Raw genomic sequence first — 10,127 nt, forward strand, 5'->3', positions numbered from 1 at the left:
CGCGATCGGATTCGCGCGTCCCTCGGCCGCGCCGCGCTACCGGCCCAGCATGAACCTCAGCGCGCGGTTGAACGCCTCGGGCTTGTTGCCGGAGTGGCGCTCGCCGGCGATCACGCGGGTCTCGAGCGTCAGGCCGGCGTAGTGCCGCCCGCGCAGCACGGTCCAGAACTCCTGCACCGGCCCGGCGAGGTCCTCGATCTCCCCGACCCCGATGAACAGTCGCACCGGCAGATCCTCGTGCGCCGCCGCGTACGCGGCCTCCACGGCGAAGCCCACGCGGTCGCCGTAGCTCACGGCCGGGCTCGCCGCCACGTAGCCGGCGAACAGCGACGGGTCCGTGAACAGCGCGTAGAGCGTGAACAGCCCGCCGAACGAGGCGCCCATCAGGACGCGCCGTGCCGGGTCGGCCCGGTACGCGGACTCGACGAACGGGATGACCTGGTGCCTGAGGAACGAGAGGAACCGCGGCGCCGCGCCCGAGCCGGCGAGCGTGCTCGAGGGCACGGGCGTGAGGTCCATCGCCCGGAGCGCGTTGAAGTCGGGGTTGGCGCCGGAGTAGGTGATGCCGACGATGATGACCGGCGGCGTGAACCGGTCGTACAACAGCCCGCCCTGGACCGACAGCATCAGCTTGAAGTCCCACTGGCCGTCGAGCACGTACAGGACGGGGTAGCGCGCGTCGGGGTGGGCGGCGTAGTCGGCCGGGAGCGAGACGTAGAGGTCGTAGTCGCGGCCGGTGGCCGCGGACTTGAGGTGGCGCAACTCGGTGCCCGGCAGCGTCACCAACGGGAAGCTGTCGGACCGCGCCGCGGAGCCCTGCGCGGGCGCGGCGGGCGCCTGAGCCGCGGCGATGCCGCCCGGGGCGGCGGCCGCGAGCGCGGCCGCGGCGAGCGCGCGGAGCGCGGCGGTCACGGGGCGCACGCCTACCACCGCCCGTGCACCGCGGCGCGGAAGTGCGCGTCGTACAGGGCGCGCGCCTTCTCCATCGTCGCGGCCGGCAGCGCGGCCAGGTCGGCGGCGCGCACGTTCTCGGCCACCTGCTCGGGGCTCCGCGCGCCGGGGATCGCGGCCGTGACCTCCGGGAACATCAGGATCCACCGCAGCGCGAGCTGCGCCATCGTCGCGCCCGCGGGCACCAGGGGCCGCAGCTCCTCGACCGCGCGGAGGCCGGTGCCGTAGTCCACGCCGCTGAACGTCTCGCCCGCGTCGAACGCCTCGCCGCGGCGGTTGAAGCGGCGGTGGTCGTCCTCGCCGAACTTGCTGTCGTGCCGCAGCCGGCCCGAGAGCAGCCCGCTCGCCAGCGGCACCCGCGCCAGGATGCCGACCCGTTTCGCGGCGGCGGCCGCGAAGAAGGCGTCGGCGGGCTTGATGCGGAACAGGTTGAAGACGATCTGCACCGACTCGACGTGGGGCCACTCGATCGCCCGCAGCGCCTGGGCCACGGTCTCGACGCTCACGCCGTAGTGCCGCACCTTGCCGGCCTTCACCAGGTCGTCCATCACGCCCATCACGGCGGCCGACTCGTACACCTCGCTCGGCGCGCTGTGCAGCTGCAGCAGGTCGATCGCATCGGTCTCGAGGTAGCGGAGGCTGCGCTCGACGAACGCGGTGAGGTTGGCGCGGTTGTAGCCGGCGGCGACGTGGGGGTCGAGGCGGCGGCCGGCCTTGGTGGCGACCCAGATCCTGTCGCCCTTGCGCTCGCGTCGCAGCCGCGCGAGCAGCTGCTCCGAGTGGCCGTCGCCGTAGACGTCGGCCGTGTCGAAGAAGTTCACGCCGAGGTCCACCGCCCTGTGGAGCGCGCGGAGCGAGGTGCCGTCGTCGGCGCCGCCCCACGCCTGGCCGCCGATGGCCCACGCGCCGAAGCTGACGGCGGAGATGTCGTAGCCGGTCCTGCCGAGCTGCCGGTATTGCATCGAATCGACCCCGTGGCGGTTCCACGGAGGTTACGCGTTCGCCGCCGACCCCGATAGGCTGGGCCCGAGGCCGGCACGCCCCGGCAGAAGGGCCCGGCGCGGAGCCGGGCCCTTCACGCCGGCGCGGCTACTCGATGCGGCGGTACACCTCCTCCAGCCTCCACGTGTGCACCGTCTTCCCGCCCTGGAGCTCCGGGAAGGTCCCGGTCTGAACGAAGCGATCGCCTTCGGTGCGGCACGTGTACGGAATGGACATTCCGATGTAGGCGGGATCGGGGAAGTACTCGATGGTCTCCGTGTAGGTCGTTCCCTGGAGCGTGTACGTCCCGCTCCCGGCCCCGGTGGTCCGGAACACCTGCAGCGAATCCGCGGCGGTCTTCATCTCCCTGATGCCGTTGTCCATTTTCGCGATGAAGGTCCAATGCGTCCTGGTGATGATCTTCAGCTGGTGCAGGGTCGCCGGGTAGGACGCGGTATCGGCCTTGCCCGAGACCAGCTCCCAGACGCCGACCAGCTGACAGGAGGACTGTGCCTGGAGAGGGACGGAAGCCACGAGTGGAAGAAGGGCTGCGATGACTGCGGCGCGCATGACACCTCCCGTGCAGGGTGCGGAGCGGTCCCGTCGGCGTGGTGCGCTCCGTGGGAGGGCATCGCCCGCGGCCGGCCGCCGGGGTCCATCGGATCAGTGGGAGAGCATACGAGGGGCGGCGTGAATCGAGCGTGAACGGCGATCGTTCCCAGTGGATTCGCGGCCAAACCTGCACCGCGGGGTCCCGGGTACGACGCGCGTGCTCGAGCGCCTACGGCACCCGTATCGCGTACGGGTTGGACAGCAGGCTGTCCTCCTGGTAGCTGATGCGGATGTAGCCGGCCTCGCCCCACAAGGGGCCCCACTGGTTCTTCCCGACCCAATACTGGGCGGAGTCGCTGTAGCCGACCAACGCGATCGCGTGCGTTCCCATCTTCGTGGTGCTGGTCCGCCGATATATCCCTTGGGTGTAGTTGTAGAAGTCACTGTACATCTGCACGTACACCGGAACCGGTCCGCGGGCGGCCAGCTCCTGACGGATCGTCTGGGGGTCGAAGGCCCCGAGGTACGCGTAGCCGGCGATCTTGTACGGACCGCCGTGGATCTTCAGCGTGCCCTTGGTGCCGACGTAGGGATAGCTCGCCTCGCTCACCACCCCGGAGTCCCGCAGGTAGTTGAGCGTGGTCGTGAAGTCCCCTCCCTGGCAGCCGTCCCCCGGGGTGGCATCGAGGATCTGTTGTTCCGACAGGTCCGGCTGCAGCGCCGGATCGTTGGCCTTGATCATCATCCGCGATTCGACCGCGCCCGTCACGGGGAAGATCCAGGGATCGCCGCACGCTCCCTGGTTCTTCACCGACGTGACCCAGGCGTGGCCCCACCGGCTGCGCCAGTCCACGTCCCCCGGCACACCGGCGACGGTGAACGGCGTGCTCGTCGCCGTGGCGAGGGTGGCGGTCGCCGCCGTGAGCGTGTAGCCGGTCCCCACCGTGTCGAGCCTCAGGTCGTCGAACGTCGCGACTCCGGCCACCGCCGCCCGGGTGAGCGTGCCGCCGAGCGCCGCGCCGGTCGCCCCGGTTCCGCCGGTGATCGCCAGCGCAATGCTGGCCGTCGAGCCCGTCACCGTGTTGCCCTGGGCGTCCTGCACCGTCACCACCACCGCCGGCGCGATCACCGCGCCCACCATCGCCTGGGTGGGCTGCACCGTGAACGCCAGCTTCGTGGCGGCTCCGACCGCCCCGGGCGCGGTCGAGTGCTCGGCGCACGCGACACTCAGCAGCGCGACGGCAAGGAGACTGCGGAGGAACGGGCGGGTCGGTTTCATGGCGGCCTCGGCGATGCGGCGTCGATGAGTGCCGCGGCGGGCGAGCGCCCGGGGCGAACCTCACCAGCGCCAAGCATAGCGCTGGGGCGTCCATCGCGCGTAAGGCTTGACTGCGAAAGGCGATTTCCGGAGGGCGAATTGCGGAGGGGGCGCCCGAAGGCGCGTGGGCCCGGTGCCAGAACCGGAAGCGAAGCGCTCGCAATTCCATTGTGCGCGGGCGCAGCGACGGCGGCGTCCGAACCGTACTTTCGTGTGGAGGGAGATCAGGTCGGCCCGGTCAACGCGGAGGATCCAATGAGACGAAAGGCGCTCACGACTCTGGCGGTTCTGCTCGCTGCACCCGTGCTGCTGGTCTCGCCGCGATCGTCGCGGGCCCAGGAGCCGCCCAGCCTGGCCGAGCTGCCCATGCTGAACACGCCGGCCTTCACGACGGCGCTCCAGCAGCACCACGAGGAGATCTCCCGGCTTGCGCGTCCCGCCGAGGCCGGAATCTGGCTCGTGCAGGATTCCACGGGACACCTCGTCTCCAGCGGCGTGCTCCAGCAATTCCCGGCCGCCATCACGGCGAGCAACTATGCCCAGGTCGTGCCCGGCGCGTCCGGACTGACGGCGATCTCGTTCGGATTCGCGCGCACGCCGGCGATGAACGGCTGCGGGCCGTTCCGCGTCGCGTGGGTGACGGTGGCGCCGGCCCCGCGGCCGGGCGGCGGGCCGTCCTAGGCCTTCGGGCCGCAGGCCGAGCGTGCGCCTCCCGCGGACATCGCTCCGCCTGGTCGGACTGCTCGTGGGGATCGCCGGCCCGATGCCGGCCGCCGGCTGCGCGCACTACGTCCGCGCGATGGCGCACGAGGCGTGGGTGCTGGGCGGAGGCCGCGCGCTGATGGTGTACGGCGGGCCCGGTCACACGACGTACATCGGCTGCCTGACCTGCTCGAACGGGGACCGGGACTCCGTGTTCGCGGCAGGCGGCACCTACAACGGCGCGAACTACGGCCCGAGCATCGTGAACGCGGGCAGCGTGTTCGTCTCGCCCTATTCGGACTACAGCGCGTGCAACCCGTTCGCCACTGACCCGCCGGTCATCGTGGACGAGCGGGGCACCGTCTACGGCAGGCTGACCGTCAGCCAGTGGCGCACCGACGGTCCGGCGATGGATCAGCTGCGCGCGTGGATCATCGGGGCCTGCGCGGGAGGAGGAGCGTGAGGACGACCTGAGTCCCGGAGCGGCGTCGCCGGGCACCTTGGCGGTGTCCGCCGCTCCGTCCTCCCCGGGCCCCGTTCCTACCTCAAGAACCTCAGCACCACCAGCAGGATGATGGCCCCCACGACCGAGAGGATGAAGCCGTGCGGGTGGATCTTCGCCCCCGGCGCCGGCTTGTGGATCATGTGGCCGATGTAGCCGCCGATGATGGACCCCGCGATGCCGACCACCGTCGTGAGGATGAAGCCCATGTGGTCCGCGCCGGGCAGGATCGCCCGCGCGACGAGGCCCACGACGAACCCGACGACGACGTACCAGATGATATGAAACACGGTGAGCTCCTTTCGGTGGGCGCCCCTACACCCAACACCCTTACTCCCTACACCCTCACACCCTGCTTTTCACAGCCAGCGTCCCTCGCCAGATCATACGCCATCGCCCGCGCCATCTCCAGGCGAGCGTCGAGCTGGAACCCGGCAATCCCCAGAATGGAAGCAGGGGACCCGCCGGCGTCCGCTCCCTGGCTGCGGCACGGTCCTGGCCGTATATGTAGCTGTTGGCTGGACGCTTCACCGGGACGGCGTCATGGACAACCTCGTCGAACGACTCGGGACCGCCCTGGCGGGGCGCTATGAGATCGAGCGCGAGCTCGGTGCCGGCGGAATGGCCATCGTCTACCTCGCGCGTGACATCAAGCATGATCGTCGCGTCGCGCTGAAGGTCTTCCGGCCGGAACTGGCCTCGGGCTTGGGAGCCGAGCGTTTCCTGCGCGAGATCCAGGTCACCGCCAAGCTCAGCCACCCCAACATCCTGCCGCTGTACGACTCCGGGGAAGCAGGCGGGCTCCTGTTCTACGTCATGCCGTACGTCGAGGGCGAAACACTCGCGGCCCTGGTCGCCCGCGAGCAGGAGCTCCCGCTCGAGCAGGCCGTGCAGATCGCCCGCGAGGTCGCCGAGGCCCTGAGCGTGGCGCACAGCTACGGCATCATCCACCGGGACATCAAGCCGCAGAACATCATGCTCTCGGGCGGTCACGCGGTCGTGGCCGACTTCGGCATCGCCCGGGCCATCAGCGAGGCCGGCACCGCCAAGCTCACCGAGACCGGCATGGCGGTCGGCACGCCGGCGTACATGAGCCCTGAGCAGGCGGCGGCGTCCGAGCACGTCGACGCGCGCACCGACGTGTACAGCCTGGGTTGCGTGCTGTACGAGATGCTGGTGGGCGAGCCGCCGTTCACCGGCCCCACCGCTCAGGCCGTGCTGGCGCGGCAGTCGATGGACCAGGTGCCGCCGCTGCACACCGTCCGGCGCAGCATCCCGCGCGAGCTCGAGGAAGTCGTCTTCTGTGCGCTCGAGAAGTCGCCGGCGGATCGCTACCACACCGCGGCCGCTTTCGCCGACGCCCTGCGGGCGGTGGCGAGCGGTGAGACGCCGGCGCACACGGGGTCCCTGATGCAGCGGGCCCGTCGGCAGCCGGCGCGCTGGTGGCGCCGCGTGGCGATGGGCGCCGTCGCGGTCGCCGTTGTGGGGGCGGCCGGGACGGCCATCTACATCGCGCGGTCACATCGTGTGGCGCACGTGGCGGCGAGCGGACCGGACTCCCACGACGTCGCCGTGCTCTATTTCCAGGACCTCAGCCGCGACGGGGACCTCGGCTTCGTCGCGGAAGGCCTCACGGAGGGGCTGATTGACGCCCTGTCCCGCGTCTCGGGGCTCCACGTGATCTCGCGCAACGGGGTCGCGCCCTTCCGGCAAAGCACGGTGGCCCTCGACAGCGTGGCCCGGGCGCTCGACGTGGGCACGCTCGTGACGGGAAGCGTGGAGTCGGATGGCGCCCGGCTGCGCATCCAGCTGCGCCTGGTCGAGGGCGCGACCGGCGTGGACTTCTCGCGCGCGTCGGTCGAGGCCTCGGCGGCGCAGCTGCTCTCCGCGCGTGACTCCGTCGTCGGCGAGGTCGCGCGGATGCTGCGGGAGCGGCTGGGCCAGGAATTGCAGGTGCGCGGGGAGCGGGAGACGGCGCCGAGCCCGGACGCCTGGGCGGCGCTGCTCCGCGGCGAGCACCTCCGGAAGCTCGCGGAGGAGCACGTCGCCGCGCAGGACCTGCGCGCCGGTCTCGCGGCGTTCCACTCGGCCGACTCGGCGCTGGCCGGCGTGGAGGCGGCGAACAGGGGCTGGGCCGAGCCGGTCGCGCTGCGCGCGCAGATCGCCTACCGGCGCTCGCGCCTCGAGCCCGATCGTGACACCGTGCTGGCGGCGATCCGCTCCGCCGTGGCGACGGCCGACCGGGCGCTCGCCATCGAACCGAACGATGCCGAGGCGCTCGAGGTGCGGGGGACCGCTCAATACTGGCACTACGTGCTCGACGTGACGCCGAACCCGAAGGACGCGGCGGCGCTCCTCCAGGCCGCGCAGCGCGACCTGGAGGCCGCGGTCAAGCTCGATCCCGGGCTCGCCAGTGCCCACGCCACCTTGAGCCACCTCTACTACAACGAGCCCGGGGGCGTGGTCTCGGCGGTGCTCGAGGCGCGCCTCGCGTACGCGGCCGATGCCTTTCTCAGCAGCGCGCCGGAGGTGTTGTGGCGGCTCTTCCTCGGCTCGTACGACCTCGAGCAGCTGACCCAGGCGCGGGGGTGGTGTGACGAGGGTGTGCGCCGTTTCCCCTCCGACTACCGCTTCGCCGAGTGTCGGCTCTGGGCTCTGACGATGGAGGGCGTGGAGCCGAGCGTGCCGGAGGCGTGGCGGCTCGTGGACGAGGAGACCCGCCTCGCTCCCGAGTCGCGGCGGGAGTATCAGCGTCATCGGGCCATGATGATCGCGGGCGCGGTGCTCGCGCGGGCGCATCTCGCCGACAGTGCCCGGGCGGTGCTGCTCCGGGCACGGATGAGCGCCGAGGCCGACATCGGCCACGACCTCCCCTTCGTCGAGGCCTACTCGCGCACGGTGGTCGGCGACTCCTCCGAGGCGATCGCGCTCCTGGGGAAGCTGGTGGCGGGCGCGTCGAGCGCCGGCACGGCCGGCGCCGCGGACTGGGCGACGTACTGGTGGTGGCGCGGGCTCCAGGCTCGGCCGGACTTCCAGGCGCTGGTGCGGGCGTCGCGCTGAGGCTCGCCCAAAGCGACGTCCGAGGACGGCCGCCGGCCGGTCGAGGCGGCATCGTTCACCTTACGCAGAACGGCCCCCGCGCGGTTTGAGCACGGGGGCCGTCCGCTACGCGCGTGGCGCCGCCGCCTCCTACTTGATCAGGACCTGGAGGCCAGGCCCAAGGTACATGACGGGTGGATAGTACGTATCGGCACCCAACGGATAGTTGCGAAGCGTTATCCGCACATACATCCCCACGGTCTGTCCGGAGGCCAACGAGAAGTCGTGCCCCGTGTCACCCGAATTCAGGGGGTGCGACAACTCGTACACGGTGAACGAGCCATTGCTGTGGAGCGCCCCGGAGCCGTCGATCGTGCCGCCGAAGGTGTTATCTGACTGACCGGAGCACGTGTTCACAGGGCCGGGAAGAGAAGGGCAGGTTCCCTGCCAGAAATCGTCGCCGAACCCGCCGTCGTTCACCGAGAGAATGTCGTCGCCGCTCTGGAGAGCGTCGGTGTCCGCCTGGAGAGCCCCAATGTTGGTGTTGTCGAAATCGAACTCTACCTCCGACGTGCCCGGAACGTACGGCACGCGAATGGCGAGATGGAGATTCGAGACGTCATTCCAGGCGTAGATGGTCGCGGGCACCGTCCCGCCTCCGGGGAGATTCGCGTTGAAGGTCCAGGTGGTCGCGGTCGCCCATCCCGGCTCGCACAGCACGCCGTCGTTGGCCGCCGGGCACGAGGTGTTGAACGCGCTGCTGGTCACGTTCGGGAGGCCGGTGGCGGCGCCGGTCAACGTATATCCGGTCCCTACCGCATCGATCGTCAGGTTGGCGAACGTCGCCACCCCGTTGACGGCCGCCTGCGTGACGGTGCCCCCGAGCAAGGCGCCCGTGGTCCCAGTCCCGTTCGTGATCCCGACCGTCACGTTGCCGGCGAAGGCGGTCGCGGTGTTACCCGACGCATCCTGGGCCGTCACCTGCACGGCCGGGCTGATCGCCACCAGGACCGGGGTCAATCTCGGCTGCACCGTAAACACGAGCTGCGCCGCCGCACCGGCCGTCAGCGTGATGGACTGAGTCGCGGGGGTCAGCACCGGAGCGCTGGCGGTGTAGGTCAGTGTGTAGGACGTGCCTGCCGTGCCGCTAATCCCGACGTTGGTGAACGTCGCGACCCCGCTCGTGGCGGTGGCCGTGGCCGTCCCGACCACCGTCGCCCCCGGGGGCATGGTCACCGCCATGGTCACGACGGTGCTGTTGTCCGAAGTCACCCTGTTGCCCCCGGCATCCTGCACTGTCACCACCGGCTGGACGGTGAACGCTGCCCCGCTGGCCGCGCCCGCCGCCGGCGTTGTCAGCGCCAGATGGGACGCCGCCCCAGCCGTCAGTGTGATGGGCTGAACGTACGGCGTCAGCCCGCCGGCGCTGAAGGCCAGCGTGTACGCGATGCCGGCAATTCCCGCGATCCCGACGTTGGTGAACGTCGCCACCCCGTTGACGGCCAGCGCGTTCGCCGTCCCGACCACCGTCGCCCCCGGGGGCATGGTCACCGCCATGGTCACGACGGTGGTGTTGTCCGAAGTCACCGTGTTGCCTTCACCATCCTCCACGGCCACAACCGGCTGGACGGTGAACGCTGCACCGCTGGCTGCGCCCGCTGCCGGCTGCGTCAGCACCAGGTGGCTGGCCGGGCTGGGGAGCACCGCGAACGGGAACGAGACCGGCAGGGTCGTCACCCCGGCCACTGTGGTGGTCGGCGTCAACGTGTAGGTGCCGACCAGGTTCACGCTTAGACCGCTGAACGTGGCGACGCCACTGGCGACTGCTGTCGCGCCGCCTCCCGTCAGGGTCGCTCCGCTGGGCCCCGTAAGTGCCAAACTCACGGTCCCGCTGGCGGTCGGCACCGCTTTCCCCTGGGCGTCCGCCACCGTCACCAACACGGCCGGGCTCATGATCGCGCCGGCCGACACATGGCTCGGCTGCTGCGTGAAGAGGAGCTGGGTCGCCGCCCCGGCCGTGACCGCAAATGCGTTGCTGGTGTCGGGGGGAAGCGTGCGAGAAGTAGCAATCAGGGTGTAGCC

The 10,127-nt window shown here is 70.8% G+C and carries 9 protein-coding genes; 3 read left to right on the forward strand and 6 right to left on the reverse strand.

Annotation, left to right across the window (positions count from 1 at the left end; genetic code table 11):
• Positions 1–36: 36 nt before the first annotated feature.
• From VMF70_05620 to VMF70_05635, 4 genes are all read right to left on the reverse strand, one after another.
• A complete protein-coding gene (locus tag VMF70_05620) occupies positions 37–912 on the reverse strand; it encodes an alpha/beta hydrolase-fold protein (GenBank protein ID HTT67489.1) in 876 nt (291 codons plus the stop codon).
• Positions 913–923: 11 nt separating this feature from the next.
• Positions 924–1,913 (reverse strand): aldo/keto reductase, encoded by a 990-nt coding sequence (locus tag VMF70_05625; GenBank protein HTT67490.1) that lies wholly within the window; start codon positions 1,911–1,913, stop codon positions 924–926.
• Positions 1,914–2,040: 127 nt separating this feature from the next.
• Positions 2,041–2,466 (reverse strand): hypothetical protein, encoded by a 426-nt coding sequence (locus tag VMF70_05630; GenBank protein ID HTT67491.1) that lies wholly within the window; start codon positions 2,464–2,466, stop codon positions 2,041–2,043.
• 247 nt (positions 2,467–2,713) lie between these two features.
• Positions 2,714–3,763, reverse strand: coding sequence for a C1 family peptidase (locus VMF70_05635; protein ID HTT67492.1), 1,050 nt, complete (start codon positions 3,761–3,763; stop codon positions 2,714–2,716).
• A 294-nt stretch (positions 3,764–4,057) separates the two neighbouring features.
• On the opposite strand from VMF70_05635, the gene VMF70_05640 reads away from it, so the two are divergent.
• Both VMF70_05640 and VMF70_05645 read left to right on the forward strand, forming a co-directional pair.
• A complete protein-coding gene (locus VMF70_05640; protein HTT67493.1) occupies positions 4,058–4,483 on the forward strand; it encodes a hypothetical protein in 426 nt (141 codons plus the stop codon).
• A gap of 22 nt (positions 4,484–4,505) precedes the next feature.
• Positions 4,506–4,967 (forward strand): hypothetical protein, encoded by a 462-nt coding sequence (locus VMF70_05645; GenBank protein HTT67494.1) that lies wholly within the window; start codon positions 4,506–4,508, stop codon positions 4,965–4,967.
• A gap of 77 nt (positions 4,968–5,044) precedes the next feature.
• Here VMF70_05645 and VMF70_05650 read toward each other — a convergent pair whose 3' ends face one another.
• Positions 5,045–5,296 (reverse strand): GlsB/YeaQ/YmgE family stress response membrane protein, encoded by a 252-nt coding sequence (locus VMF70_05650; protein ID HTT67495.1) that lies wholly within the window; start codon positions 5,294–5,296, stop codon positions 5,045–5,047.
• 253 nt (positions 5,297–5,549) lie between these two features.
• On the opposite strand from VMF70_05650, the gene VMF70_05655 reads away from it, so the two are divergent.
• Positions 5,550–8,066 carry a serine/threonine-protein kinase gene (locus VMF70_05655; protein ID HTT67496.1) on the forward strand — a complete coding sequence of 839 codons (2,517 nt, stop codon included), beginning with the start codon at positions 5,550–5,552 and terminating at the stop codon, positions 8,064–8,066.
• Between the two features lie 129 nt (positions 8,067–8,195).
• Here VMF70_05655 and VMF70_05660 read toward each other — a convergent pair.
• On the reverse strand, positions 8,196–10,127 hold a 1,932-nt coding region (locus VMF70_05660; GenBank protein HTT67497.1), incomplete at its 5' end, for a hypothetical protein.

It is taken from the genome of Gemmatimonadales bacterium, from assembly GCA_035502185.1.
GTDB lineage: Bacteria > Gemmatimonadota > Gemmatimonadetes > Gemmatimonadales > JACORV01 > Fen-1245.